Raw genomic sequence first — 26,522 nt, 5'->3', positions numbered from 1 at the left:
CGTATTGCAAATAAAAAAAGAGAGTTAAGTTTTTTTAGGTCGTCAAGATTATGTATATTTGCACGCAATTCAACTAGAAATTGCAACATGAAAGCACATACCTCCAAGATTGTCGGCGAAGGTTTAACCTACGATGATGTACTATTAGTTCCCAACTACTCGACTGTTCTTCCGCGTGAAGTGAGTATCAAATCCAAATTTTCAAGAAACATTACGCTAAACGTTCCTATTGTATCTGCAGCTATGGATACAGTTACCGAAAGTTCTATGGCAATTGCTATGGCGCAAGAAGGAGGAATAGGTGTTTTGCATAAAAACATGACAATCGAGCAACAGGCAGCCAAAGTGCGTAGAGTAAAGCGTGCTGAGTCTGGTATGATTATCGATCCTGTTACATTGTTAATGAACTCAACAGTTATTGATGCCAAGAATGCCATGAGAGAATATGGTATTGGCGGTATTCCTATTGTTGACGAAAATAAAATTCTAAAAGGAATTGTTACCAACAGGGATTTGCGTTTTGAAAAAAATGGTTCAAGACCTATTGTTGAGATAATGACTAGTCAAAACTTGGTAACTGTTGCCGAAGGAACTTCCCTTGAAGAAGCTGAGGTAGTATTGCAAGGTCATAAAATTGAAAAATTACCTGTTGTAAATGATAAAAATGAGTTGGTTGGTTTAATCACTTTTAGAGATATTACCAAATTAGCTCAGAAACCAAATGCCAATAAAGATAAATTTGGACGTTTGAGAGTAGCTGCTGCTCTAGGTGTTACTGCCGATGCTGTTGAAAGAGCAACTGCTCTTGTAAATGCAGGGGTTGATGCCGTAATTATCGATACCGCTCACGGACACACAAAAGGGGTGGTAGATGTATTGAAAGCGGTGAAAGCCAAATTCCCAAAACTAGATGTTATCGTTGGTAATATTGCCACTCCAGAAGCTGCTCAATATTTGGTCGAAAATGGTGCCGATGGGGTAAAAGTAGGAATAGGACCTGGTTCTATTTGCACAACCAGAATCGTTGCAGGGGTTGGTTTTCCTCAATTTTCAGCCGTTCTTGAAGTCGCTGCCGCTATTAAAGGTACAGGGGTCCCTGTAATTGCTGATGGTGGAATTCGTTACACGGGAGATATTCCAAAAGCAATTGCTGCGGGTGCTGATTGTGTAATGTTGGGTTCATTATTAGCTGGAACAATGGAATCTCCAGGGGAAACTATTATTTTTGAAGGAAGAAAATTCAAATCCTATAGAGGAATGGGATCTGTAGAAGCGATGCAAACAGGTTCAAAAGACCGTTATTTTCAAGATGTTGAAGACGATGTAAAGAAATTGGTTCCAGAAGGTATTGTGGGTCGTGTGCCTTACAAAGGAGAGTTGAACGAAAGTATGCTGCAATTCATTGGCGGACTTCGTGCCGGTATGGGTTATTGCGGAGCTAAAGATATTCCAACATTGCAGGAATCAGGGCGTTTTGTTCGTATTACCTCTAGCGGAATCACCGAAAGTCATCCGCATAACGTAACCATCACAAAAGAAGCTCCGAATTATTCGAGATAAGATAGTCTAAAGACGAAAGTCTAAAAGGCAAAAGGTGTAGGATTAAGTTCTTGCACCTTTTTTTTGTTTTTTGGGCGTGACCCTTCGTGAAAAACTTCGGGTCGGGCTTTCCGTTCCCGCTTTTTTTCTTTTCAATTGCCCTAGGTTTAGACCTAGGGCAATTGAAAAGAAAAAAGAGCTCCACTTCAATCCCTCACGCGGAACAACTTTAGAATTAAAAATGTGATTTTTTTTCAGGAGAAGTCACAATATTTTGTTGAGATATTTGTTGAGATTTCTTCATAATATTCTTCCTCAAAATTGTCATTCCGAGGAACGAGGAATTCTCAGCTAGCGCGAGCGCAATGCCATTAAGTTAAGGATAAAAACCATCGTTTTGTCATTCCGAGGCACGAGGAATCTCACTAGAGACTCACGTTATGTGATTTCTCCTCCGTCGAAATGACAAAAAAAGCTTAACTTAATGACATTGAGCGCGAGCGTCCCGCTCGTGCCCGCAATCAAAATCAATTCCTTTTTAAATTTTCTAATCATGCCCCAAATCAGACAATAACTTTTTGTCACCAACTATCCATAAAATATCATCTTTTTCCAGAATAACATTCGACTCGGGATTTAGAGTTCGGATTCCTCTTTTTTCGATTCCCACTATCAATCCTTGTGTTTTTTCACGTAGTTTGGATTCCTTGATGCTTTTACCAATAAAAGTGTGGTTTTTCAATTCAATTTGGCGCAGAACAATGTCGGGTTCTACCACTTCTGGTGAAACATCCATTTCGTGTTGGTCAAGGTATTTTTTAAATTCCTGTACTTGGGCATCTGTTCCTATTACACAAATTTCATCTCCTGGAAAAATACGTTCGTTTCTACTCGGAATATGAATGGTAATGTCACCACGTTTTATCGAAACAAGATTAATACCAAGATTCTCCCGAACTTGAAGGTTTTTCAGGGATTCGCCGGCAATATTGGATTCGGCTGCAATGTCGAATACAGCCATGTGACCGTCCCAGGGAGTTAAATCACTACGGCTTCTTTTGGCTCTGGAAATCTCTCTATCGTGCAGATTGCTCAGAAAATGATTTTCAATTTTGTGGTATTGAAAGTGGAGTTTCTTTTGAAAAATTAAATAAATTACAACAGCAATTACCAATGAAATCAGTGCAATTTTTGAAGAAAAGAAAGTGTTTAACAATAAACCGATAAAGAAAATTGTCAATACTATACGGATGAAAAACAACATTGTCAATGGGCCGCGCGATTTTCGGTCTAGCATTAGCTGTTCCACTTCGCGGGTGGCGACTCTGCGGAAAGCCAGGGCCCACAAAAAAGGGGACACTATTGCCAAAGTTATCAAGGCAACCAAAGGATTTCCTAAATGATAATCTATAACCAAAGGCTGAATGAAACGGGCAGAAAGCAAGATGATAGCAAGTATGATTACTACAAGAACAATCACCTGAATTAAAAAAGCATTAATCACCGTTTGCCACAAACTGACTGTTTTTATCGCTTGCGTACTCGCTGAATAACGCTCAATTCGTTTGGTCCATTTTCGGGGTAAATTATGCGATAAATATTCGGAAAAAGGAAGCGAATATTTAATCATAAAAGGAGTGGTAAATACGGTTACCGCCGAAACTGCTACTACAATCGGATACAAAAAAGAATTGGTTGCTTTTAGTGTTACTCCCAAAGTTGCAATGATAAAGGAAAACTCTCCAATTTGCGACAAGCTCATTCCGGTTCTGATGGAATCTTTTAAGGGTTGTCCTGATAAAATGGCGCCAAATGTTGCGCTGACGGATTGGCCAAAAATGGTGACGAAAGAAAGAATAATCACTGGAATGGCGTGTTCGTATAAGGCGTGTGGATTAATTAACATTCCGACTGATACAAAAAAAACGGCTCCAAATAAGTCTTTTACGGGTTTTACAAGGTGTTCAATGTGTTCGGCCTGTGTTGTTTCGGCTATGATGGATCCCATTATAAAAGCCCCAAGAGCTGGAGAAAAACCAACTTTGGCAGCAAAAATAACCATCACCAGGCACAACGCTAGCGAAATGATAAGCAGCATTTCATCGGTGAGTAGGTGTTTGGTTTTTTTGAGAACGGTCGGAATGATGAAAATTCCTCCTAAGAACCAAATCACTAGAAAAAAGACCAATTTTAAAACCGACATCAATAAATCACCTCCAGAAAACTGATTGCTGACGGCAACTGTTGATAATAAAACCATCATCAAAATGGCCAATATGTCCTGAACGATTAAGGAACCAATAACGATTCCGGCAAATTTTTGGGTCTTAACGCCCAATTCGTCATAGGATTTTAAAATAATTGTAGTGGAGGAGATAGACAGAATTACGCCGAGAAAGATACTGTCCATATTCGGCCATCCCAACCATTGGCCAACGAAATAGCCCAAAATACACATACTCAAAATCTGAATTCCAGCAGTGATGGAGGCTGTTCCGCCTACTTTCATTAATTTTTTGAAACTGAATTCAAGTCCGAGGCTAAACAGTAAAAAGATAACACCAATTTCGGCCCAGACTTCGACACTCTTCATTTCTTTGACCGAAGGGAAAAAATCAAAATGATTCCCTGCCAAAAATCCAGCAATCAAATATCCCAATACCAAAGGTTGTTTAAGTTTTCTAAATATCAAGACAGCAATAGTAGCTGTCATCAGGATAAGGCCTAAATCACTGATTAATGGGTTTAAATGGCTTGTAGTTTCGGATGCATCGGTTAAAAGACTCATAAATTGGAATTCTTGCTTGTCAAAATAATTAGTTTTAACAATCGTGAATGGCTAATTTACGAAAAAAGAAAATTCTTTTGGCTTTCACGGCGGTTGCTTGGGGAAAATTCAAACGCAAGGTTCGCAAAAGAAGCGCAAGACACGCAAAGCTTTGAGAACTTAGCGTAAATCTTTGCGAACCTTGCGGTTATTTTTTTGTTTTTTGTCGAGTAACTTGATGCAGAAACAAAAAAAGCCACCCTAAAAAGGATAGCTTTTGATATAAAATATTTCAAGGGTTTATTAAATTCCTATGAAATTGCTTGGTGTAATTTGTAATAGTTCTGCTTTAATCGCATCCGAAACATCAAGCGTAGCGATAAAACTGTGAATAGCATTTTTGTCAATAGCTTCGTTGGTTCTTGTTAATCCTTTTAAAGCTTCATACGGATTTGGATAGGCTTCACGTCTCAAAATTGTTTGAATAGCCTCTGCTACAACAGCCCAGTTTTTCTCTAAATCTTCGTGGAATTTGGATTCATTCAGCAATAATTTGTTCAATCCTTTCAAAGTGGCTTCAAAGGCGATTAAGGTATGTCCCATTGGTACGCCAATGTTTCTCAAAACAGTACTGTCTGTCAAGTCGCGTTGCAATCTTGAAACCGGTAATTTGGCCGATAAATGTTCAAAAATGGCATTGGCAATTCCTAAGTTTCCTTCGGAGTTTTCAAAATCAATTGGGTTTACTTTGTGTGGCATTGCCGATGATCCAATTTCTCCCGCTTTGATTTTTTGTTTGAAATATTCCATTGAAACATACGTCCAAATATCTCTGTCCAAATCAATAATGATGGTGTTTATTCTTTTTAAAGCGTCAAAAAAAGCTGCAAAATGGTCGTAGTGTTCGATTTGTGTTGTTGGGAAAGAGTGGTGTAATCCAAGGTTTTCCTCAACAAATTTGTTCCCGAATTGTTTCCAGTCAATTTGCGGATAAGCTACATGATGTGCGTTATAGTTTCCAGTTGCTCCACCAAATTTGGCCGCAAAAGGAGTGTTGAACAACAAACGCATCTGTTCTTCCAAACGCTCCACAAAAACAGCAATTTCTTTACCCAAGCGAGTTGGCGATGCCGGTTGTCCGTGTGTACGGGCTAGCATAGGAACATGTGCCCATTCCTGTGCCAATTCTTTTAATTTGGATGTCAAAGAAATCAACGATGGCATATATACTTTTTCAAAAGCGTCCTTTGTAGAAAGCGGAATTGCGGTGTTGTTGATGTCTTGTGATGTTAATCCAAAGTGGATAAACTCTTTATATTCGGATAAGCCTAGTTTTTCAAAAGCATCTTTAATAAAATACTCAACGGCTTTTACGTCGTGATTGGTAACTTTTTCGGTTTCTTTTATCCAAAGAGCATCTTCGGTGGAGAAATTTTTATAAATATTACGAAGGCTTTCGAATAAAGAAGCGTCAACATTTTTTAGTTGAGGCAAAGGCACTTCGCATAAAGCAATGAAGTATTCAATTTCAATTAATACGCGGTATTTTATTAGGGCTTCTTCAGAGAAAAATGGAGCCAGGGATACTGTTTTATTTCTATAACGACCATCGATTGGTGATATAGCATTCAATTCGTTCAGGTTAGTCATTTTTGTTGTTTTTTCGAAAGGCACAAATATAAAGAGAATTTGGGGATTAGGGAGTACGAATTTTAAGGTTTGATGAAGAAATTAGTGATATTTTTAATAAAAACAGATGAAGCCTTTTCTTCGGTGATGTAGCTGACTGTACAGTCAAATCGTAAAAGAAGGACTATTTCAATTTTATTAGTACTTTTTTGTATTCTGTTGGATACGTTTAACTTATCATTAATAATCCTGTATAAAATAGAAACTTATATTTGTGTGATAATGTTGACAGCCCCTAATTTTTTAAAAATGAAAAAAAACGTTTTACTAACAGGCGGAACTGGTTTTGTGGGGAGGTATTTGGTTGCTGAACTTTTAAAAAAAGGATATTCCGTTTCGATACTGACCAGAGACAGTAGACCAAATGCAGATGGAATCTCTTATTATATTTGGGATGTTTCGAATCAAAAAATAGACGAAGTGGCTGTGCTCAATGCTGATTATATTATTCATTTGGCAGGGGAGAATATTGCCGAAGGAAGATGGGCTACAAAAAGAAAAGAAGAAATCAGGAGCAGTAGGATTGATTCAGCCCAATTGATTTACTCTGTTTTAAAAAAACATAATAAACAGGTTGAAGCCTTCGTTTCGGCATCGGGAATTGGTTTTTACGGAGTCGTTAATGGTGAGGGGATTTGTACCGAAAACACATTACCTGCCGATGATTTTTTAGGAAAAATTTGCCAGGAATGGGAAAAATCTGCCAGTTTGATGGCTGGTTTGGGCATTCGAACCGTAAAAATCCGAACAGGAATGGTTTTGGGGAGAAATGGAGGAGTAGTAAAAAAACTGGCCCCTATTTTTAAGTACGGATTGGGGAGTGCTTTGGGATCAGGAAAACAATATATGCCTTGGATTCACATCCACGATTTGAGCAGAATTTATATCGAGGCAATCGAAAATAAAAATATGACAGGGGCGTACAATGCCACAATCAATGACAGTACAACGAATTTGTCTTTTTCAAAAACACTGGCGAGTTGTATGGGACGCCCAATGTGGCTTCCAAATATTCCGGCATTTTTGATTCAATTGGCTTTGGGAGAAATGTCTTGTATGGTTTTGAAAGGCAGAAGGGTTTCTTCGGATAAAATAAAAAAACTGGGTTTTAGGTTTCAATTCAAAGGACTCAAAAAAGCACTGAAGGACAGTTTGAGATAGTTGCAAAGTTGCAAAGTCGAAAGTCGAAAGTCGAAAGTTGTTGCTTATTGTTTAAAGCCTAAAGCTACAGCCTTAGTATAAAACACAATCAACTTTCGTATTTACTGTTTTTGAAATTTTGGCAATTACAATACTAGGAATTTCAATTTTAAAATCGTCTGTGTTCAATATAAAATGAGAATTGATGCTGATGCCGTTCGCCACCTTCTTGATTTTGGCATTTACGGCAATCATCCTGGTTTGACCGTGAATAGTCATTTTGCCTTTAATTAGGAAATCCTGATCGTTTTCGGTTATGACTTTCAAATCAAATTTTTCAATAACTCCTTTAAAAATAGCTTTAGAATAGCGGTCACTTTCCATATAATTACTATTGAAGTGCTCTTTCATTAAATCTCTTTTGAATTGAAAATTTTTGATAACGGCGGTAAAAGTGATTTGGCCTTTGTCAGGGATTAATGTACAGTCGACGATGTCATTTTTCGCTTCTACGGCCTCAAATAAAGGCACAGAAGCCTCGAAGTAAATAGTACACTTTGAAGTGCTTAATTTTTCTTGGGCAATGATAGGATATAAAAAAGAAAATAAAGCTAATAGAGTAAATTTTTTCATAATTATATCCATTAAAGGTTCATCTTAAAGATACATCTTTTTTTTAGATTATTATCTTAATATTCTGCCAAAAAAAAGGCTGGTAGCAAAAGATTAATTCTTTTTGTACCAGCGATTTTGAGTTTTAGAAAGGTCGAATTTTGTCTCTTTGAAACTTGAAAAATTAATCTAAATTGATTTGAATATTGTATTTTTTTAGGTTTTCCAAAGTTTCTTTAGAAGTATAATTGAATACTTCCTGATGGATATCGTGTTCTTTTTTTAAGGCAATTTGTTTCAATGCATTGCAAAAGCGTTTTATGTCTTCAAAATTGGATAGAATTAAACCGGGAACTGGTACGCTGTTCCCTTCATTATCTTTGGCAACCATTGTAAAATAGGAAGAATTGCAATGTTTTTTATGACCAGTCTGAATGTTTTCGGCTTCGACCCGAATTCCAACAACCATTGAGCTTTTTCCAACATAATTTACAGAGGCTTTCATAGTTACGAGTTCACCAACTTCGATTGGTTTCAAAAAATTCACAGTATCTACAGATGCAGTTACACAATAATTTCCCGAAAATTTTGAACCACAGGCAAAGGCTATTTGATCCAACAGTGACAAAATGTAACCACCGTGAATTTTTCCGCTAAAATTAGTATGGGAAGGTAGCATCAATACTGAAATGCTGACGTGTGAGGATGCAACTGTTTTGAATGCTTTTTCCATTGGTTTTATTTCTTTGTTTAAGGGGGGATTTTTCATTTTACTATATAATTGGGTTAATTCAAGAGCGTGTTTTCATCGGTTTCTGCTCTTCTTAAAATATTGTCTGGGAGTGCTTTTTTTGCTTTGGCTCCCATTTTTTTGAGTTTTTCTACACTCGTGATGAGGTTTCCTTTACCATCTACCAGTTTATTCATGGCGCCTTGGTATTCTACTTTACTCTCGTCTATTTTCTTGCCTATTTTTATTAAATCGGCAACAAAACCTTCAAATTTATCATACAATGCTCCCGCCTGACGCGCAATTTCAAACGCATTTTCCTGCTGTTTTTGGTTGGTCCACATACTATCAATCGTACGTAAAGTAGCCAGCAAAGTCGAAGGAGTAACAATCACGATATTTTTTTCGAATGCCTTGTTGTATAATGTTGTGTCTTCATTGAGTGCTATCGCAAATGCAGGCTCCATGGGGATGAATAGTAGCACAAAATCTGGACTTTCTATTTGGTACAAATCCTGATAGTTTTTATTTCCTAATTGTTCAACATGAAGTTTTATCGAACTGACATGTTCTTTCAAATAGCGGTTTTTTGTGGTTTCATCTTCATCTTCATTGATGTATTTTTCATACGCAGTCAAAGAAACTTTAGAATCGACAATCATCTTTTTTCCGTCGGGTAAATTGATAACAACGTCTGGAAATACGCGATTTCCTTCTTCGGTGGTAAAACTTTGCTGTACTTCGTACTCACGTCCTTTTTCCAGTCCAGATTTTTCGAGGACACGTTCCAGTACCAACTCACCCCAATTCCCCTGCATTTTGCTGTCCCCTTTCAGGGCTTTGGTCAGGTTAATGGTTTCTTTGCTCATTTGAGCGTTCATTTCGCGTAAGCCTAATATTTGTTGGCGCAAAGCGGCGTGATAGTCAATGCTTTCTTTATGGGTGTCTTCGACTTTCTTTTCGAATAACTGAATTTTATCCTGCAATGGAGACAAGATACTTTTCATGTTTTCCTTGTTTTGCTCCGTAAATTTATTTGACTTTTCGTCTAATATTTTATTGGCAAGATTTTCAAATTCTTTGGTAAATTTTTCCTGAAGTTGTTCTACTTCGTTTTTTTGTTCCTTATTTCGTTCCCAAAGATTTTCAAAATCAACTTCCTTTTTTGTGAGTTGAATGGCAAGGCTGTCTTTCTCGTTTCTAATGTTTTCTTTTTCGGAATTAGCCAATTCCAGTTGCTTTTCGAAGATAATTTTTTCTACCGAAAATTGTTCTTTTTGTTGGTTTATCTGAGAATTCAAAGCAATTAATTTCTCTTCCAAACTAACTTTTTCCGACTGAAAACGTGCAGAAAAAATTAGTTTACCAATGAAAATGCCAATTGCAAGGGCAATAATGAAAACCAATAGGAAAGGAAGTAATGTTGACATAAATATTCTTTTTGAGAGCGTAAAAGTACGCATTAATACGTAGTACTTAGTTTTTAAAAATAAAATTTCACGAATTTATCCGATTCCGATAATAAATCAACATTAATATCGGATTACGGGATGGCCACAAATTCCACAAATTCCACAAATTAGCACAAATTTGAAAAATGATATTTTAATTAAGATTAGGTATTAGATGTAATTTGCACGAATTTTATTTTATGTGCTATTAAAAAAATCTGCGTGAAAAAATCTATAAAAATGTTAATGCGATTTCTAGGTCAATTTCATTTTGTTATAAACTTCAAAAACAAAACTATCTTTGCATTTCTAAAATAAAAAACAAAAATGTCCCACCGTCATTTCATTCTTCATAAACCATACGGTTATTTGAGTCAATTTATCTACGAATTAAAACGCAAGAAGAAACTCTTGGGAGAATTATATGATTTTCCCGAAGGAACAATGGCTATTGGCCGACTTGATGAAGATTCCGAAGGATTACTTTTATTGACTACCGACGGAAAAATGAGTGAAATTATTCGGAGCAAAAAAGTCGATAAGGAATATTATGTACAAGTCGACGGGATTATCACTCCAGTGGCAATCGAAGAATTAAAAAAAGGTGTCGAAATTGGTTTTAACGGCGGGAAATATAAAACAAAACCCTGTGAAGCTTTTATTGTAAACGAAATTCCTAATTTTGGGCCTAGGGGGAAAAAGATTCGTGACGAACGCCATGGTCCCACATCCTGGGCTTCTATTACTGTCAACGAAGGAAAATTTCGGCAAGTTCGCAAAATGACTTCGGCTGTTGGTTTTCCGACACTGAGATTGATTAGAGTCCGAATTGGAGAAGTACATTTGCTCGACCTAAAAGCTGGTGAAGTTTTAGAAGTTGAAGATTTCAATGAGAATATCAATTCTGAAAATCAAATAATCTAAATTACCGATGCCATCAGCAATCAAAAATCTGTAATCAAAAATCTTAAATCACAATGCTAAACATCGTTCTCGTAGAACCTGAAATACCAAATAATACCGGAAACATTGGCCGTTTGTGTGTAGGCACAGAAAGCCGTTTACATTTAATACATCCTTTTGGATTTGTTATTAATGATAAAAATCTGAAACGTTCCGGACTCGATTATTGGGTACATCTGGATGTAACTGAATACCAAAATATAGCGGAATGGATGTTGCAAATTCCTGATAAATCAAGAGTTTTCCTGATGAGTTCCCATGCTTCAACATCGATTTATGATGCTAAATTCCAGGATGGAGATTGGTTGGTTTTTGGGAAAGAAAGTGTTGGTTTGAGTAAAGAGGTTTTGGCGTTATTCGAAAATCACCTAACCATTCCGATGTCGCCATTAATTAGAAGTTTTAATATTGCCAATTCCGTTGCTTTTGTGGTCGGCGAGGCGAAAAGGCAAATTAGATCGAAGATTTTTGATTAACGATTTTTGATTTCAGATTTATGAATATATAAGTTTCTTTTTTTTAATTGCTTTATACTTTTTAACTAATTTGTTTTTAAGATGTTGCGGCGAATGTGTCCTTATTGGGCGATGTACTTAGTATATGATTTTATAATTTTATTTACGCTGATTTCCAATGAAGGTTTTGCTTCTTTGAAAGCATCTTTTAATATACCTTCGGAAGTAAAAAAATCAGTTACAGTTGTCTTTATCGGATTATTATTGATGTAAATTTCTTTTACGGTAAAAGTAAGTGTATATTTTTGATTCTCTCCAAACACAATTTTAAGGGTGTATTTGATATCAAAATCATATTCTACGCCTAGATTTCTGTAATAATACGCATTTTCATAAGGAGCTTCAATGGTTAAGGAATTTGTGGTAACATCAAAAATATCACAACCTTTTACAAAATAATGAGAATATGCCCAGTCTTTGGACATTTCTATTAATTCATTAATCGGATGATTTGGCATTGCTATTTCCAAAGGAAGAAAACCTTTTGGTGTCAATTCCAATTTTGTCTGTGCAGAACCTATGGCAATCCAAAAAATCAAGGCTGTTTTTAGTAAGTATTTCATAGTTAGTTTTTATGACTCTTACAAAGATAAACAACTTATGAATGGTTTTAGAAAGAAAAATTGTCTCTTTCCTTGTTGGAAAACAATAGATAAGGAAGTAAAATGAGGAAACGTTTTTCTGCTTCCTCATTGTTATTTATTTTTTTGTTCGCCATACAAAATCGCTTAGTGTAACATAAGTGTTTCCGTTAGTAGAATTATGAAAAACATTATACTTTGTTGGGTAATTTCCAGATTTTGCAAAGAAATCAGGTTGTGAGTAAGGTATGCTGAAATCTTCTTTAGAAAGAAAATAGTTTAAAGTAATCATTGGTTCTATAAAAATGAATTCACCATCAAAAGTACCATAAATCAAAACTTTGGTAAAAGGAAGTAATGTTGGTAAATTATTGGGAGCCCAATGTTTTCCCATTTCAGCTTCCGCAGTTGCCGGACCAGGAGGAGTTCCGTAATCAGCTGGTAAATAACCAGGAGGAGGGTAGTTATTGAAAGCGTCATTCGTTGCGGGAGACCAAGCCGGTATTGCCATTTGTTCTTCAACAGAAATCATATAGAAATGAATGTCAAAATGTGGTACATCAAAAAAACCTACAGGTTCATGTCCGTGAGGATTCCAGTTGAGTCCAATGTGGTCAAAAGGAGTTGATTGCATAGCTTTCTCATGCAATGGAACAACAATTGTAGCTCCTTCTGGAGGAACGGATTTTGCGTTTTCATCGGAAAGGTTTTTAAAGGCTTCCGGCGTAATTTCAATTCCAATCTCACTAGGGAATCCTTCTTTGTTTACGCTAACCCAGGAACGTACTTTTCCGTATCCAAGCGCAACTTCAGGACCTTTAAAGACATTGAGTTTTTCGTTACTCATTTTTGCAGAAAACGATTGGGTCTCGTTTGTTTGCAAATTGCTATTAACCGTTTCGTCCTGACTGCAGGAAAAAAAGAATAATAGTAAACCTAAAACAATAATTTTTTTGGGGATTCTGTACAAATGTTCCATAATTAAAAAATTTAAAATTGTTTTTAATAATGTAGATCAGTAAAGACTCAGGGAGTGAAAAATGAGGAGGACAAATTTACATTATTTAAATGTAATTATCTGTTATTCAGTGTGTTTATTTGTAAAATAAAAAAATAACAGTTGGTTTTTTAAAAATAATGCCGAAAAGAAAGGGTTTCGAAGGTTCAAAAAAAAAAGCAGAAATTAAACAATTATGAACTTCCCTTTTTCATTATCAAAAACGATATGTTCATCTTTGAATAAAGTATTGAAACTTCCTTTGCGTATTAAATTACAAGGTTCGTCCTGTACCACTGTTTCGGGAGTCATAATAATCATTTCGTCACTCAATTGAATAGCCATTTCGATATCGTGAGTCGAAAACAAAATGCATTTTCCGGTTTCGTGGGTTAGTTTTTTTAAGAGTTTCAGCAACGAAACTTTATGCAGTAAATCCAAATGAGTTGTGGGCTCGTCCAAAATAATCAAAGGGGTGTCTTGTGCCAAAGCTCTAGCAATTAAAACCTTTTGGAGTTGGCCATCACTTATTTCGTAATGTTTTTTTTGGGACAAATGACTAATTTGCGTCAATTCTATCGCATTCTGAACAATTTGAATGTCTGCATCCGATAAAGTCCCAATCCAATTGGTGTAAGGCTGGCGACCCAATGCCACCAATTCAAAAACAGTTAAATTACTCGGAGGCAATTTTTCGGTCAAAACCATGCTTAAGTTTTGTGCTAAAGCTAAAGGTTCATAACTGGATATTTTTTTATCATTCAGAAATACAGTTCCCTGCAAAGGTTTTTGAATCCCAGTAATCGTGCGCAACAAAGTCGATTTTCCAATACCATTGGCACCAATCAAAGCAGTCAATTTTCCTGCCTGTAAGTTCAGGTTGAGGTTTTCGGCAATGGTTATTGTTTCCTTTTTGGAGGAATAACCAATGCTTAAATTTTGAGTGGTTAAGATATTGTTTGACATATTTTATTTTTTTTAACCGCAAAGGGCACAAAGAATATCGCAAAGTTCGCAAAGCTTTGTTTACTTAGCGTCTCCCTTGCGGACTTTGTGGTTAAGCAGGATTCCAATTATCATCTAAAATTCCTCTTTCGGACCAACAACCAAATAACAACCGGTGCTCCCAATATGGAAGTAATTGCATTGATTGGCAACGTAATATCCATTCCCGGCATTTGGGAAACCACATCACAAATCAACATAATTCCCGCTCCAAAAAGTAAAGTACTCCAGAACAAAACCGTATGGTTACTGGTTTGAAACACCAATTTTGCAATATGGGGAACCGCCAACCCGACAAAAGCAATTGGTCCTGCATAAGCCGTTATGCTTCCTGCTAGAATTCCAGTTGCAATTATGATGATTAGTCGGGCTTTTTTGAAATTCAACCCCATACTTTTGGCATAATTTTCACCCAATAGTAGTGCGTTCAAAGGCTTGATGCTTAGTAAACTAAGAAGCAACCCAAACAACACGCAAATGGTTAAAATAAGAATCGATGTCCAGGACAAATTGCCGAGATTTCCCAGAGACCAAAAAGTAAATTTTTGCAACTGTTCCGCAGAACTGAAATAGGTAAGAACCCCAACAACAGCACTGGTAAAACTGCCAAACATCAAACCGACAATCAAAATTGCCATCGTGTCTCGTAAACGTTGGGAAACCAATAAAACCAATAATAAAACAGAAGTACTTCCTAGAGTTGATGCCAAAACGATTCCGTAAGGCGACAATAGAACACCGCTTAAAAAGGAGGGTAATATGCTGGCTCCCAATATGACAAAAGCAACTCCCAAACTCGCGCCTGAGCTAAGCCCCAAAACATAAGGACCTGCGAGCGGGTTTCGGAATAAGGTCTGCATTAATAATCCACTGATTGATAATCCCATTCCAACCAAAACCGCTGTAATCGCTTTGGGTAAGCGGTAATTGATGATGATATATTCCCAAGTCGATTTACTAGATTGACCGCCTGTCAAACTGGTGTACACTTCTTTGAAAGGTATCGCAATCGACCCCAAACTGATGTTTGCAAAAAATAGCACAATCAGCCCTAAAAAAAGGAATGAAAATAGGATTGTATTTCTTTTAGGATTGTTCAATTTACCTTTTTTAGCAAAGACCTAACAGGTTTTTAAAACCTGTTAGGTTTCGTAAGTTGTATTTAATTTAATTTTTTAGCAAAAGTAAAATTATAATTCGGAAGTAATTCCGGATGAAAAATTTTGATATAATCTTTCAAAACCAAATCGGGTCTGGCAGGGGATAATTCATAAAAAACCGTACCGCCGGTAGCGCCTAGTTTTCCTTCAAAAGTGTAAATATTTTTATTAGCGAAAGCAGTAAACTGGCTGTAATGCGGATTAGCTTTTTCCAGTTCGGCCAATGATTTGAACGAACCGGTTGCAATCCAGAAGTTGGCTGTTTTGGCCTTGTCCAATATGTTTTCAAATGACAAACCGAGACTTCCCGTGCCATCAAGGTTTTTCCAGAGATAATCTGCTTTGGCGTCTTTCATAAATTGGGCAACCCAGCTGCTTCCGCGAGCTACAAACCATTGGTCTTGATACATTGAACCATATAAAACAGTCGAAGTTGGTTTTTTGGTGGCAACCAATTCCAAAGCATTATTATATTCTTTCACAATGTTTTCGAATAAAATATCGGCTTCTTTTTCTTTAACAAATAATGCGCCGTACAATTTTAGCCATTCTGCTTTTCCAAGCGGAGATTGCTCCATCCAATCGGCTTGAATCAATACATTTAAACCGCTTTTTTGTAAATTTTCGATACTGGGATTATTGTTGTCAATGCCAAAAGTTACAATGAGTTCTGGTGCCAAATCGATAAGTTGTTCAATATTGAGTTTTTCGTTTTGTCCCACATTTTTAACCAAACCGGCGTCAATTAAAGTCCTTGTTTTTTCGGATGAAATATAATCGGTGTGCGGAAATCCAACCAACGATTTTTCTACACCCAACATTTCCAGAAAAGGAATATTTGTGGTCGATGTCACGACAATAGATTTCAATGGAACCGAAATTTGAGTGTATTTTTTTAAACTATCAGGAACAATTCCGTTTTTTTCTTTTAGAATATAAGTGAAATCTTTTACGGCATCCGGCCATGGATTTGAAACCGTCACAACGGTAAAACCTTCGTGTTTGTGAATTGCCAAACTTTTGGCATAATGGATACTATTTGGGCTGTTGACATCATTTTGAATATCACTTTTTTCATTTTTTTTGCATCCAATAAATGAAAAAAGAAGGACTAATAAAATAACTTTGTAGAACGAAAATCGCATATTTTAGTTTTTTCAATAAGAGCAAAGGTATAGCAAATTATAAATTTTTGAAGTAAAAAATAAGACAAACGCTATCTTTACCAAATGAATACAATAAAAGTGAAACATTGTTCTATTTGTCAAATAGCTTTTGATTGTGGAGATACTGCAGAAGGCAAAGCTTGCTGGTGCAATGATTTTCCACCTATTTTCAATCCTCTTGATAGCGCAGATTGTCTTTGTCCGAGTTGTTTCAAAAAAGTTTGTTCCCACAAAATTGATGAATTTGTAGCGACCATAACTCCTGAAACGGCCATTGGAAACAAAGCTTCGTTATTGCCCGAAACCACAAACATAATCGAAGGAATTGATTATTATTTTGAAGACGGGAACTATGTTTTTAAGCCTTGGTTTCATCTCAAACGGGGATATTGTTGTAAAAGCGATTGCACACATTGCCCGTATTGATTTTAAATTTACACTATGGAAAACGTATCGAATATACTGATTTATCAAACCGAAGATGGAACGACCAAAATAGAAACGCGTCTTCTTGAAGAAACGGTTTGGCTTACCCAAGCACAAATGGCTGACTTATTTCAAAAGAATAGAGTTACCATTACTGAATATTTGGGTAACATTTTCAAGGAAGGAGAACTGGAAGAAATTTTAGTTAGTCGGAAATTCCGACATACTGCTTCTGATGGGAAAAATTATGAAACAACATTCTACAATATTGACGTAATAATTTCGGTTGGTTACCGTGTAAAGTCGCACAGAGGAACCCAATTTCGAATAAAGAATTAACAATAAATGAATTGTCTCCTGTGGAAAATGATTTTATAAAACACATTGAAAATACGGAGCGAATACCAAAGAAAGGAAAGTAAAATGATATATTTAATAACAGGCGGAGAACGTTCCGGAAAAAGCAGTTATGCAGAGAAATTATCCAAAGAATTATCCGAAAAACCAATGTACGTGGCAACCGCCCGAAAGTGGGATGAAGATTTCCAAAAACGCATCGATCGCCACCAAAAAGACCGTGAAGAACATTGGATAAACATAGAGAAAGAAAAACATCTGAGCGAAATAGATTTCTCCGGAAAAGTAGCTATTGTCGATTGTGTGACGCTTTGGCTGACTAATTTTTTTGTAGATACAAAAAATGACGTTGCCCTAAGTTTGGAACAAGCCAAAGCCGAATTTGATGCTATTGCGAAACAGGAAAATGCAACAATCATTATTGTGACTAACGAAATAGGAATGGGAGTTCACGCCGAAACCCATATTGGAAGAAAATTTGTCGAATTGCAAGGTTGGATGAATCAATACATAGCCCAAAAAGCCGATACCGTCGTGTTGATGGTTTCCGGGATTCCAGTAAAAATAAAAGAATAGAATTTTATAAATTTGGGCGTTCCCCAAGGGTCGGGCTGTGCGCTATATCTATTGTGGCGAACCCCGCCACAATAGGATGCCGCTTCCATCCCTAACGCAAAAACTGCACATAATGACATTAGATGAAATTATAAAATCACGCCGTGACACCCGCCATTTTACAAACGATGTAATTCCTGATGAAGTAGTTCAAAGAGCATTGCAGGCAGGACATTGCGCGCCATCAGTTGGATTGACAGATGCTACTAGATATTATCTCATCAAATCGGATGCGATAAAAAAAGCGATAAAAGAACTTTTTTTGGATTACGACCATAAAGCTTCAAATTTAACGGATGATGATTTTCAAAAAGTACAATACAAAGCTTTAAAATTGGAAGCGATTGAGGAAGCGCCACTTGGATTGGTGATTTGTTATGACCGTTCGGTTTTGAATAATTTTACGATAGGAACTGTCGGGAGCAATGAAGCTATAAAATTTAGTGCAGTTTGTGCTGCTCAAAACATTTGGCTGTCACTCACAGAGCAAGGTTATTCTATGGGTTGGGTTTCGATTCTAAATTACTATCAATTCAAACAACTTTTGGGATTACCAGAAAATATTGAGCCTTTGGGGTATTTTTGCGTAGGCAAACCCGCAACCAATTATGACAACCAACCCATGTTGCAACAATTGAATTGGAAACAAAAAGCAGAAAGACCTTTTGTGGAAGAAATTTCAGTTTCTATTCCTATTTCGGTTCCTGAGTCATTGCGAGGAACGAAGGAATCACTTCCAGATAATTACACTATAAAAGAATCTCTTGAGAAAAAAATAGACAATAAAACCAAACCTTTAGGCTCACTTGGTGTTTTGGAATGTTTGGCGAAACAAATCGGTAGCGTTTTCCAAACATTGGAACCAATAATAACAAAACCCAATATTGTTGTTTTCGCCGCCGATCACGGAATTGGAAATCACGGTGTTAGCGCTTATCCGCAAGATGTTACGAGGCAAATGGTGGCTAATTTTATCGAAGGAGGAGCGGCTATCAATGTGTTTTGCAAACAAAATGATATCGCCTTAACAATCGTAGACTCGGGTGTAAATTACGATTTTCCGACTAATGCCAATCTGGTTTCAGCCAAAATAGGGAAGGGAACACAATCGTTTTTGCATGGTCCGGCAATGAGTGAGATTGAATTGAATTTGTGTTTTACTAAAGGGGCAGCAATCGTGAATTCAATTTTTGAAACGGGTTGTAATTGCATCGGTTTTGGCGAAATGGGAATTGGCAATACTTCGACAGCTTCAGTCTTGATGAGTATTCTTTTGGAATTACCAATCGAAGACTGCGTCGGAAAAGGAACTGGTGTTGTTGACGAAAAATTAATTCAGAAACAAAATATCCTGAAAAAAGCTTTGAAAAATTACAACGGCCCAAATGATTTACAAAGTAAGTTGGCCTATTTTGGAGGATTCGAAATTATGCAAATCGCGGGTGGAATGCTTCAGGCGAAACAAAATAATATGCTCATTTTGGTAGATGGTTTTATTTGTACGGTGGCTTTTTTAATCGCTTATAAAATGAATCCTTCAATTAAAGAAAATGCCATATTTTGTCATTCCTCAGCCGAACAAGGGCATCAAAAAATATTGAATTATCTGGATGTTCAGCCGTTGCTGCAATTAGATTTGCGTTTGGGTGAAGGAACAGGTTGTGCGGTGGCATTTCCAATTATCCAATCGGCGGTTTGTTTCCTGAATGAAATGGCTAGTTTTGAATCGGCGGGAATTAGCAAAAAAGAGTAGTTGTTCTTTTGGCTAAAGCCAATTTGAAGCAAATGTTAATTTAATTCCTCCAGATAAATCTGGAGGCAATTCAAAATAGGATTTCTGATTGGAAAGAATATTATTTTGGTAAATCTGGAGGCAATTGAGGAACAAAATATTGAATTGCAATAAGCTTTAAAGATTGTATATAAAAGATAAATCTGGAGTCAATTTAATATGGGTTTATGATTGGAAAGTATATTGGTTTAAATAAATATTGAGGCAATTGAGGAACAAAATATTGAATTGCCAATAGCTTTAGCTATTGGATATAAAATAGAAATATCTAGATTGGCTTTAGCCAAAAAAAAATAAACAACTAAAAATATTAGAATGCCATTTGTAAAAGTCTATATTCACTGTGTTTGGAGTACTAAAAACAGAATTCCGTATTTAGATTCCATTGAATTGCGCCAAAAAGTTTGGAATCATATAAGAGAAAACTCAATTCAAAAAGGAATTTTTATTGATTTTATAAACGGATATTCAGATCATTGTCATTGTTTAATTTCATTGGGTGTTGATCAGAATATTCAAAAAGTAATGCAACTTATAAAAGGAGAATCTTCTTTTTGGATTAACAAAAATGGATTGACTAAAGAACAATTTCAGTGGCAGGATGAATATTTTGCAGTTTCGGTTTCAGAATCGGTCATTGATAAAGTTAGAAATTATATCAAAAATCAAGAGGAACATCATAAAAAGAAAACATTTCAAGAAGAATATGATGAATTTATTCTAAAATTTGGGTTTAAAAAGATTGAGTATAAATGAGATTGATTTCGAATGATTTAGTCGATTTTATTGTAAATACTAAATAAAAAATGAAAAAACAATTACATATATTTTTCACGGCAATGATGTTCTACACCCGAATTCCGTGTCCTAAAAACATCGACCATAATCCTGATTATTTAAACAAAGCATCACGTTATTTTCCTTTGATTGGCTGGATAGTTGGCGGAATTTCTTTTTTGGTTTATTATTTTTCCGCAGTATTGTTTTCCAATGAAATTGCTGTAATTCTTTCAATCATAGCTGGAATTTTGACTACAGGAGCTTTTCACGAAGATGGCTTTGCTGATGTCTGTGATGGTTTTGGTGGAGGTTGGACTAAGGAGAAAATCTTAACCATAATGAAAGATAGCTCTATTGGAGCTTATGGGGCTATTGGTTTGGTTTTATTGTTTTTGTTGAAATTTGAAGCAATTTTTAGTGCGATTTCAAAATCAGAAATCGTTAATCTAGAATCAACAATCTGCAATCTACTAATATTTGTTTCCGCCCATTCGGTAAGCCGTTTGGCCGCTATTTCTATTGTTTTTACTCACGAATATTCAAGAGAGGACGCATCGAGCAAAAGCAAACCGATTGCTCAAAAGTTTACTTGGAAAGAAGTAGTAGGAGCGACTTTCTTTGGATTGCTGCCACTTGTCGTTTTGTCTTTTTTTCAATGGCAATTGCTGTTGGCTTTGGTACCTGTTTTTGTGACTCGGTTTTTTCTTGCCCGTTATTTTCAAAAATGGATAGACGGTTATACAGGAGATTGTTTGGGAGCTACGCAACAGGTGTGTGAAGTGATTTTTTATCTGTCAATTATCGGAATATGGAAGTTTATTTAGTGCGTCACACCGAAACGGTTTGTGAAAAAGGAATTTGCTACGGGCAGAGTGATGTTGGAATTCGCGAGCCTTACGATGCAATTTTTGAATCCATTTTAAGTCAATTGCCTCAAGAAGCCGTTTTATATTCAAGTCCGTTGCAACGTTGTACTATTTTGGCTAGGCATATTCAAAAAAACTCTAAAATAGAATCCATTATTGAAGATTCTAGACTGATGGAAATGCATTTTGGGGATTGGGAACTAAAAAGTTGGGATGCCATTCCCCGTGAAGTTTTGGATCCTTGGATGGAAGATTTTGTCAATGTGAATGTGCCCAATGGAGAATCGTTTGTTGAATTGGATTTCAGGGTTCGGGAATTTTTAGATAATAAGCTTTCGAAAAAGCACACAAAGCCAGTAATCATCGTTGCTCATTCTGGAGTAATTCGAAGTATTTTATGCAAGATAAATAATCTTCCTTTGCAGGAGGCTTTCACAACACAGTTGGATTATGGAGTTGTGATTAAAGGTGAAATGTAAAGTAATTTCGTGTCTGTAAAAGACTGATAAATTAATAGTTATTTTTATTTTAAAATTAAAAAGCTTCATTAGTTTTAATTTTCGTTTTTTTTAACATTATCTTTGCAATCGAATTAAGGTTGTGTTTTTGCTTTTTTTGAAAACACATTAAAAGGGAAGCAAGTGATTGAAGATTGCTGATTAGCGATTTATGATTTTAAATCTAAAATCAAAATTCTAAAATTAAAATTCAAAAATCTTGCGCTGTTCCCGCAACTGTAAGCTATCAAGCTTGTTGTTATCTACAAAACCACTGTCTCGTCCTAAGACGAGATGGGAAGGTCAACAACAAGACGCAAGCCAGGAGACCTGCCTTTTTTCTTAACTAATATCGAGCTTTCGGGAAAAAAGGTTCTGGAATTATGACTATAAAAAAACTGTATATAAGCATTTTTGTATTGCTGTGCCAATTGATTTCGGCGCAAAATGGTGCTATAAACAACTTAAAAGAAGTTGTAGTTTCAGACCGAACTTTGTATTCCAATAATAAATCGCAATCGATTCAGATTCTCAATGATTCGGTTATAAACAAAAATCAATCTTCGCTTACCAATTTGCTGAATTATAACAGTGTGCTTTATTTCAAAGAATACGGTCGCGGAATGTTGTCAACCGTTTCTTTTAGGGGAACGACGGCCTCTCAAACCGCAGTAATCTGGAACGGAATAAATGTCAATTCGCAACTTAACGGCAGTACCGATTTCAATACTTTTACCGCTCCCGATTTTAATTCTGTAAGCATAAAAGCGGGTGGAGGCAGCGTAAGTTACGGAAGCGGAGCCATTGGTGGAACGGTTCATTTAAACAACGATTTGGTTTTTAAAAACAAATTCGAAAACGATTTACGCTTGGATTATGGTAGCTTCAATACAGTTGGTGTGAATTATAAAATGGCGGTTTCAAACAAAAAATGGAGCACGCAAGTGGGGTTTTCTAGAAACAGCTCGGATAATGATTATCCCTACGTAAATCAATATACTTGGGATGGAGTGCAACGGAAAAACGAAAATGGGCAATACGCCACTACGAATTTGTATGCCAATATTGGATACAAAATAAAACCAAATGCTGTCCTTGCTTTTTACAGCCAATCTTCGGACACTGATAGAAATCTTTCTTTAATTTCCGAATCCGATTCTAAAACAAAATACGTTAACACATTTAGTAGAAATCTTTTGGAATATTCAACTTCCAAAAATCGCTTCAGCAGTAATTATAAAGTAGCTTATCTCTCAGAACAATACCAATATTTTGAAAATATTGAAAGTGATGATTTTAGTTTTGGAAAGTCAGAATCTTTTATTGCCAAAATGGATTTGGGGTATAAAGTGACCGATTTTATCAAACTAAACGGGATTTTGGATTACAATAGAACGAAAGGTTTCGGAACCAGTTTTGGTAATAATACACGACAAATAGGAGGTCTTTCTATCAAAGCGGTGGAACAGCATAATGAAAAATGGCAAAGCGAATTGGGTTTCCGAAAAGAAGCAACTTCGGATTATGACAGTCCGTTTTTGTTTTCGTTGGGGACTTCTTATAAATTCAATTCCTTTTATAATTTAAAATTCAATGTTTCGAGAAACTTCAGGATTCCAACTTTTAATGATTTGTATTGGGAAACAGGTGGAAATCCTGATTTAAAGCCGGAAAGCTCCTATCAGGCTGAGATTGGAAATGTTTTTACTTATAAAAAATTCACACTGTCTGAAACGGTTTATTTTATAAAAATAAAAGATTTAATTCGGTGGGCTCCTTTGGATGGAAGCAATTGGACACCCGAAAATATTGATAGAGTAAACAGTTATGGTTCTGAAACGAATTTGGGTTGGTCAAATTCTTTTGGAAAAAATAACGTTGCGCTAAACGCCAGTTATGCCTACACCGTTTCTGAAAATGTTGACACGGGAGAACAATTAAATTATGTTCCTTATCACAAATTGAATTCGAATGTTTCTTATTCGTATAAAAAAATATCGGCTACGTATCAGTTTTTATTTAACGGAGCGGTTACGACACCTTCGCAAAAATACCATTTAGTCAAAGAATATTGGGTTTCCAATTTGGGTGTTTTTTATGATTTTGGCAACAAATATACCTGCAAAATAGGCGTGCAGGCATTGAATCTTTTTAATCAGAATTATCAAAGTATATCTCAGCATTATATGCCGGGCAGAAATTTTTTAATCAACCTAACCTTTAAATTTTAATACAATGAATTTTAGTAAACTAGTTTTAACAGGGCTAATATCTTCTTTGTTTTTTGTGTCTTGTACCAATGATGATACCAATGATGATACACCTTTGGGAAGTTATGATAATGGATTTTTGATTTTGAACCAGGGAGGGTTTGGTCATAACGACGCTTCGGTTTCCTATGTTTCTTCGGATTTTGCAACTGCTCAAAATGATATTTTTTCGGTGGTAAACCCAACAATTACTTTGGGTGATACCGGTCAGGATATTGGTTTTAACGGTGATAATGCCTATATCGTTCTTAATGCGAGTAACAAGATAGAAATCGTGAACCGCTATACTTTGAAAAGTCTTGGAAGCATCAGCACGGGGCTAAAAAATCCGAGATTTATCGCTTTCGCAAATGGCAAAGGATACGTTACCAACTGGGGTGACGGAAGTGTTGCGACAGATGATTATGTTGCCGTAATTGATTTAAACGCCAAAAAAGTATCGAGCTCCATTCCGGTTGTGGAAGGTCCTGAAAGAATCATTGCCAATTCTGGAAAATTGTACGTAGCCCACAAAGGCGGATACAGTTATGGGAATAAAGTTTCGGTTATTGACGCTGCTTCGAGTACGGTTTCTACCACAATCACAGTTGGAGATGTTCCAGAAAGTATGGAAATAAAAGATGGGACTTTGTGGGTGGCGTGTTCTGGAAACCCAAGTTATGTAAGTACTCCTTTGGCAGAAACCGCTGGACGAATCGTAAAAGTGAGTTTGGCAAACAATACAGTGACAAGTACGATTGCTTATTCGGATGTGAAAAAACATTTAACAAATTTGGTTTTGAACGGTTCCGATGTGTTTTATACTGTCGACTCTGATGTTTACAAAATGAGTGCAACTGCAACAGCTTTGCCTACAACAGCTGCATTTAGCACAACATCGCAGGGAGTTTACGGCGTGTATAGTTTTGCAGTTCATGGAAATCATATCTATGTTGGCGATGCGGGAGATTATCAACATAATGGAAAAGTATATGTTTATGCATTAACCTCGCCATCTGTTGGTACATTAGAAAAAACATTCTCAGTTGGAGTTATTCCTGCAGGGTTTTATTTTAATGATTAATTTTTTTTTAGTTTATTTAATTTTTTGGGAAAAAGAAAGGCTTTCAGTTACGAAAGCCTTTCTTGATTAAGATAGTATTTGTTTAATTAGTTAACGTCCCAAAATATTTTGGTTGTCAGCAAATCGCCGCCAATACTTTTTGCGGCTGCATTGTAGTTGGTTGGATTCAAGGTTTGTTCTCTAGTTGGGTATTGCATTCTTGAAGGGACCTGACCATTGGCCGCCGGATCCGCAGATGCCGGAGCATTCAATACAGGGTAATTTAATCTACGGGTCGAAGTATAAGCTTCAAATCCTCTATTGAAAAGCGCATACCAGGCTTGTTCTCCTATTTTTTGTTGCCAAGTTGATGCAGCAGTAGTATAGGCTACATTGGGTTGAGCCAAGTATGCTGTTATGTCTGCATCAGCAATTTCCCAGTCTTTCATCGAGGCAGTAATCGCTTTGTTATAGTGATCTTGGGCAGTTCCGCCAACTGCAATTCCTCTTTCAACTGCTTCGGCTAACAGGAATTCTGTTTCAGCCAAATCAAATAAAGTTGATGGGAAATTTGGTTGTCTGATTTTATCACTAACATGCGTGAATTTAGAATACGAATTCTTAACTCCTACTTTTCCACCTACATACGGAATTTTATTATCTGCAAAATATTCTGTAACACGAGGGTCATTTTTTCCAACCAAATGATTTACAATTGTCTCAGTTACAACAAAGTCATTACGGGCAGAAAGTTCTCTGAAAACAGGATTGGTGTTTGGACCACTATTTTCATACACAAATTTTATATTTTGGTCATTTGATGTAATTACGTTTTTTGAAGCCGATATGATGGCTGCATCAGCAATTGAATTTGCTAATCCAGAAGCTTTCAGGTTGATTCCAATTTTGAGTTTTAAACAGTTTGCAAATTTTATCCATTGATTCATATCGTCATTTCCAATAAAATCTGAAGAACCGAAAGCTCCGTGATTTACATCAATTTTGGCCAAATCATTATCAATACGTACAATTAAATTTTTGTAAATATCAAGTGATTTGTCATATTTAGGTAAGTAATTTTCGGACCCCAGCAATGCTTCGTTGTACGGTACATCGCCAAAAGTATCTACTAATATAGTATAAGAATAACACGTTAATAAGTCAATTAGTGCCAATTGATTTTTTTGCTGTGCTATCAAAGTTGTTTGGTAGCTGGAAAAAACTTGTTTTTCGATAATTTCTTTGGCTTTGTCTAAATCAGCAAGAGGCAATGCATAAAAGTTTTTCCAATGATTATCAGAAATGCTTCTTCCTGTCCAATTGTAGTTTGACTCATCCACATAAGTTGTTTCAGTCCATTGTTGGCATACCAATCTATATATATTCATATTATAATTTGGCGTTGTCATTTCGTCAACAATATTTTTTTGAGCTGTAACAAATAGAGTATTTGCGGGAACTTCCAAAGGGTTTTTGGTATCTGTATTCAAATCTGCAAGAGAGTCTTCATTACAAGCTGCCGTCAGAAATAAAATACCCAGAACATATATTATTTTTTTCAT

Annotated in this window: 24 protein-coding genes and 1 riboswitch; of the genes, 13 read left to right on the top strand and 11 right to left on the bottom strand. The window is 36.2% G+C overall.

What is annotated here, in order from left to right:
* Positions 1-87 precede the first annotated feature (87 nt).
* Positions 88-1,560 (top strand): IMP dehydrogenase, encoded by a 1,473-nt coding sequence (guaB, locus tag EM308_RS17460; RefSeq protein WP_035633156.1) that lies wholly within the window; start codon positions 88-90, stop codon positions 1,558-1,560.
* A 526-nt stretch (positions 1,561-2,086) separates the two neighbouring features.
* Here the strand turns inward: guaB and EM308_RS17455 are convergent.
* Both EM308_RS17455 and purB read right to left on the bottom strand, forming a co-directional pair.
* Positions 2,087-4,327, bottom strand: a complete 2,241-nt coding sequence (locus tag EM308_RS17455; RefSeq protein WP_035633153.1) for a cation:proton antiporter domain-containing protein — start codon at positions 4,325-4,327, stop codon at positions 2,087-2,089.
* A 282-nt stretch (positions 4,328-4,609) separates the two neighbouring features.
* Positions 4,610-5,956 carry an adenylosuccinate lyase gene (gene purB / locus EM308_RS17450; RefSeq protein ID WP_035633149.1) on the bottom strand — a complete coding sequence of 449 codons (1,347 nt, stop codon included), beginning with the start codon at positions 5,954-5,956 and terminating at the stop codon, positions 4,610-4,612.
* A gap of 288 nt (positions 5,957-6,244) precedes the next feature.
* On the opposite strand from purB, the gene EM308_RS17445 reads away from it, so the two are divergent.
* Positions 6,245-7,156: a TIGR01777 family oxidoreductase gene (locus tag EM308_RS17445; protein WP_035633290.1), complete on the top strand. Its 912-nt coding sequence runs from the start codon at positions 6,245-6,247 to the stop codon at positions 7,154-7,156.
* Between the two features lie 72 nt (positions 7,157-7,228).
* Here EM308_RS17445 and EM308_RS17440 read toward each other — a convergent pair whose 3' ends face one another.
* The 3 genes from EM308_RS17440 to rmuC all read right to left on the bottom strand — a co-directional run bounded on the left by EM308_RS17440 (position 7,229) and on the right by rmuC (position 9,907).
* Positions 7,229-7,768: a YceI family protein gene (locus EM308_RS17440; protein WP_035633147.1), complete on the bottom strand. Its 540-nt coding sequence runs from the start codon at positions 7,766-7,768 to the stop codon at positions 7,229-7,231.
* Positions 7,769-7,931: 163 nt separating this feature from the next.
* Positions 7,932-8,480 (bottom strand): acyl-CoA thioesterase, encoded by a 549-nt coding sequence (locus EM308_RS17435; protein ID WP_035633288.1) that lies wholly within the window; start codon positions 8,478-8,480, stop codon positions 7,932-7,934.
* 53 nt (positions 8,481-8,533) lie between these two features.
* Positions 8,534-9,907 (bottom strand): DNA recombination protein RmuC, encoded by a 1,374-nt coding sequence (gene rmuC, locus EM308_RS17430; RefSeq protein WP_035633145.1) that lies wholly within the window; start codon positions 9,905-9,907, stop codon positions 8,534-8,536.
* Between the two features lie 348 nt (positions 9,908-10,255).
* On the opposite strand from rmuC, the gene EM308_RS17425 reads away from it, so the two are divergent.
* Together EM308_RS17425 and EM308_RS17420 are read left to right on the top strand one after the other, a co-directional pair.
* Positions 10,256-10,852, top strand: coding sequence for a pseudouridine synthase (locus EM308_RS17425; RefSeq protein WP_035633143.1), 597 nt, complete (start codon positions 10,256-10,258; stop codon positions 10,850-10,852).
* Between the two features lie 53 nt (positions 10,853-10,905).
* Positions 10,906-11,367, top strand: a complete 462-nt coding sequence (locus EM308_RS17420) for a tRNA (cytidine(34)-2'-O)-methyltransferase (RefSeq protein WP_035633141.1) — start codon at positions 10,906-10,908, stop codon at positions 11,365-11,367.
* 101 nt (positions 11,368-11,468) lie between these two features.
* Here the strand turns inward: EM308_RS17420 and EM308_RS17415 are convergent, their stop codons facing one another.
* The 5 genes from EM308_RS17415 to EM308_RS17395 form a co-directional block, all read right to left on the bottom strand.
* Complete coding sequence (locus EM308_RS17415) at positions 11,469-11,969, bottom strand: hypothetical protein (protein ID WP_035633138.1); 501 nt, start codon at positions 11,967-11,969, stop codon at positions 11,469-11,471.
* 136 nt (positions 11,970-12,105) lie between these two features.
* Positions 12,106-12,966 (bottom strand): hypothetical protein, encoded by an 861-nt coding sequence (locus tag EM308_RS17410; RefSeq protein ID WP_051877606.1) that lies wholly within the window; start codon positions 12,964-12,966, stop codon positions 12,106-12,108.
* Between the two features lie 204 nt (positions 12,967-13,170).
* The gene (locus EM308_RS17405) at positions 13,171-13,950 is read right to left on the bottom strand and encodes an ABC transporter ATP-binding protein (RefSeq protein ID WP_035633136.1); all 780 of its coding nucleotides are present in this window, start codon (positions 13,948-13,950) and stop codon (positions 13,171-13,173) included.
* Positions 13,951-14,060: 110 nt separating this feature from the next.
* Entirely contained in the window at positions 14,061-15,089 is a 1,029-nt protein-coding gene (locus EM308_RS17400) for an iron ABC transporter permease (RefSeq protein ID WP_035633135.1), read from the bottom strand.
* A gap of 62 nt (positions 15,090-15,151) precedes the next feature.
* A complete protein-coding gene (locus EM308_RS17395; RefSeq protein ID WP_035633133.1) occupies positions 15,152-16,294 on the bottom strand; it encodes an ABC transporter substrate-binding protein in 1,143 nt (380 codons plus the stop codon).
* Between the two features lie 84 nt (positions 16,295-16,378).
* Here EM308_RS17395 and EM308_RS17975 point away from each other — a divergent pair, with 84 nt between their 5' ends.
* The 9 genes from EM308_RS17975 (at position 16,379) to EM308_RS17350 (ending at position 24,981) form a co-directional block, all read left to right on the top strand.
* The gene (locus tag EM308_RS17975) at positions 16,379-16,741 is read left to right on the top strand and encodes a DUF5522 domain-containing protein (RefSeq protein WP_081907211.1); all 363 of its coding nucleotides are present in this window, start codon (positions 16,379-16,381) and stop codon (positions 16,739-16,741) included.
* Between the two features lie 15 nt (positions 16,742-16,756).
* A complete protein-coding gene (locus EM308_RS17385) occupies positions 16,757-17,080 on the top strand; it encodes a virulence RhuM family protein (RefSeq protein WP_051877605.1) in 324 nt (107 codons plus the stop codon).
* An 84-nt stretch (positions 17,081-17,164) separates the two neighbouring features.
* On the top strand, positions 17,165-17,674 hold the full coding sequence (gene cobU, locus EM308_RS17380) for a bifunctional adenosylcobinamide kinase/adenosylcobinamide-phosphate guanylyltransferase (RefSeq protein ID WP_035633283.1): 510 nt from the start codon (positions 17,165-17,167) through the stop codon (positions 17,672-17,674).
* A 112-nt stretch (positions 17,675-17,786) separates the two neighbouring features.
* A complete protein-coding gene (gene cobT / locus EM308_RS17375; protein ID WP_070261948.1) occupies positions 17,787-19,466 on the top strand; it encodes a nicotinate-nucleotide--dimethylbenzimidazole phosphoribosyltransferase in 1,680 nt (559 codons plus the stop codon).
* Positions 19,467-19,820: 354 nt separating this feature from the next.
* Positions 19,821-20,261, top strand: a complete 441-nt coding sequence (gene tnpA, locus EM308_RS17370; protein ID WP_035633128.1) for an IS200/IS605 family transposase — start codon at positions 19,821-19,823, stop codon at positions 20,259-20,261.
* Between the two features lie 50 nt (positions 20,262-20,311).
* Positions 20,312-21,109: an adenosylcobinamide-GDP ribazoletransferase gene (locus EM308_RS17365; RefSeq protein ID WP_035633125.1), complete on the top strand. Its 798-nt coding sequence runs from the start codon at positions 20,312-20,314 to the stop codon at positions 21,107-21,109.
* The gene (gene cobC / locus EM308_RS17360) at positions 21,094-21,630 is read left to right on the top strand and encodes an alpha-ribazole phosphatase (RefSeq protein WP_035633123.1); all 537 of its coding nucleotides are present in this window, start codon (positions 21,094-21,096) and stop codon (positions 21,628-21,630) included. The genes EM308_RS17365 and cobC overlap by 16 nt, the downstream gene beginning before the upstream one ends.
* 99 nt (positions 21,631-21,729) lie before the next feature.
* A riboswitch (cobalamin riboswitch) is annotated at positions 21,730-22,000 on the top strand.
* A 31-nt stretch (positions 22,001-22,031) separates the two neighbouring features.
* The gene (locus tag EM308_RS17355) at positions 22,032-23,879 is read left to right on the top strand and encodes a TonB-dependent receptor plug domain-containing protein (protein ID WP_035633121.1); all 1,848 of its coding nucleotides are present in this window, start codon (positions 22,032-22,034) and stop codon (positions 23,877-23,879) included.
* A gap of 4 nt (positions 23,880-23,883) precedes the next feature.
* Positions 23,884-24,981: a YncE family protein gene (locus tag EM308_RS17350; protein ID WP_035633118.1), complete on the top strand. Its 1,098-nt coding sequence runs from the start codon at positions 23,884-23,886 to the stop codon at positions 24,979-24,981.
* Between the two features lie 86 nt (positions 24,982-25,067).
* On the opposite strand, the gene EM308_RS17345 is transcribed toward EM308_RS17350, so the two are convergent.
* The gene (locus EM308_RS17345; protein WP_035633116.1) at positions 25,068-26,522 is read right to left on the bottom strand and encodes a SusD/RagB family nutrient-binding outer membrane lipoprotein; all 1,455 of its coding nucleotides are present in this window, start codon (positions 26,520-26,522) and stop codon (positions 25,068-25,070) included.

This window comes from Flavobacterium gilvum (assembly GCF_001761465.1).
GTDB classification, from domain to species: domain Bacteria; phylum Bacteroidota; class Bacteroidia; order Flavobacteriales; family Flavobacteriaceae; genus Flavobacterium; species Flavobacterium gilvum.
The sequence above is the reverse complement of the archived record's forward strand: the minus strand, read 5'-3'. Positions and strand labels throughout refer to the sequence as shown.

Excerpts from the sequence above, each read along its gene's own strand:
- guaB (WP_035633156.1), top strand. The coding sequence starts at position 88 with ATGAAAGCACATACCTCCAAGATTGTCGGCGAAGGTTTAACCTACGAT.
- EM308_RS17455 (WP_035633153.1), bottom strand. The coding sequence starts at position 4,327 with ATGAGTCTTTTAACCGATGCATCCGAAACTACAAGCCATTTAAACCCA.
- purB (WP_035633149.1), bottom strand. The coding sequence starts at position 5,956 with ATGACTAACCTGAACGAATTGAATGCTATATCACCAATCGATGGTCGT.
- EM308_RS17445 (WP_035633290.1), top strand. The coding sequence starts at position 6,245 with ATGAAAAAAAACGTTTTACTAACAGGCGGAACTGGTTTTGTGGGGAGG.
- EM308_RS17440 (WP_035633147.1), bottom strand. The coding sequence starts at position 7,768 with ATGAAAAAATTTACTCTATTAGCTTTATTTTCTTTTTTATATCCTATC.
- EM308_RS17435 (WP_035633288.1), bottom strand. The coding sequence starts at position 8,480 with ATGGAAAAAGCATTCAAAACAGTTGCATCCTCACACGTCAGCATTTCA.
- rmuC (WP_035633145.1), bottom strand. The coding sequence starts at position 9,907 with ATGTCAACATTACTTCCTTTCCTATTGGTTTTCATTATTGCCCTTGCA.
- EM308_RS17425 (WP_035633143.1), top strand. The coding sequence starts at position 10,256 with ATGTCCCACCGTCATTTCATTCTTCATAAACCATACGGTTATTTGAGT.
- EM308_RS17420 (WP_035633141.1), top strand. The coding sequence starts at position 10,906 with ATGCTAAACATCGTTCTCGTAGAACCTGAAATACCAAATAATACCGGA.
- EM308_RS17415 (WP_035633138.1), bottom strand. The coding sequence starts at position 11,969 with ATGAAATACTTACTAAAAACAGCCTTGATTTTTTGGATTGCCATAGGT.
- EM308_RS17410 (WP_051877606.1), bottom strand. The coding sequence starts at position 12,966 with ATGGAACATTTGTACAGAATCCCCAAAAAAATTATTGTTTTAGGTTTA.
- EM308_RS17405 (WP_035633136.1), bottom strand. The coding sequence starts at position 13,950 with ATGTCAAACAATATCTTAACCACTCAAAATTTAAGCATTGGTTATTCC.
- EM308_RS17395 (WP_035633133.1), bottom strand. The coding sequence starts at position 16,294 with ATGCGATTTTCGTTCTACAAAGTTATTTTATTAGTCCTTCTTTTTTCA.
- EM308_RS17975 (WP_081907211.1), top strand. The coding sequence starts at position 16,379 with ATGAATACAATAAAAGTGAAACATTGTTCTATTTGTCAAATAGCTTTT.
- EM308_RS17385 (WP_051877605.1), top strand. The coding sequence starts at position 16,757 with ATGGAAAACGTATCGAATATACTGATTTATCAAACCGAAGATGGAACG.
- cobU (WP_035633283.1), top strand. The coding sequence starts at position 17,165 with ATGATATATTTAATAACAGGCGGAGAACGTTCCGGAAAAAGCAGTTAT.
- cobT (WP_070261948.1), top strand. The coding sequence starts at position 17,787 with ATGACATTAGATGAAATTATAAAATCACGCCGTGACACCCGCCATTTT.
- tnpA (WP_035633128.1), top strand. The coding sequence starts at position 19,821 with ATGCCATTTGTAAAAGTCTATATTCACTGTGTTTGGAGTACTAAAAAC.
- EM308_RS17365 (WP_035633125.1), top strand. The coding sequence starts at position 20,312 with ATGAAAAAACAATTACATATATTTTTCACGGCAATGATGTTCTACACC.
- cobC (WP_035633123.1), top strand. The coding sequence starts at position 21,094 with ATGGAAGTTTATTTAGTGCGTCACACCGAAACGGTTTGTGAAAAAGGA.
- EM308_RS17355 (WP_035633121.1), top strand. The coding sequence starts at position 22,032 with ATGACTATAAAAAAACTGTATATAAGCATTTTTGTATTGCTGTGCCAA.
- EM308_RS17350 (WP_035633118.1), top strand. The coding sequence starts at position 23,884 with ATGAATTTTAGTAAACTAGTTTTAACAGGGCTAATATCTTCTTTGTTT.
- EM308_RS17345 (WP_035633116.1), bottom strand. The coding sequence starts at position 26,522 with ATGAAAAAAATAATATATGTTCTGGGTATTTTATTTCTGACGGCAGCT.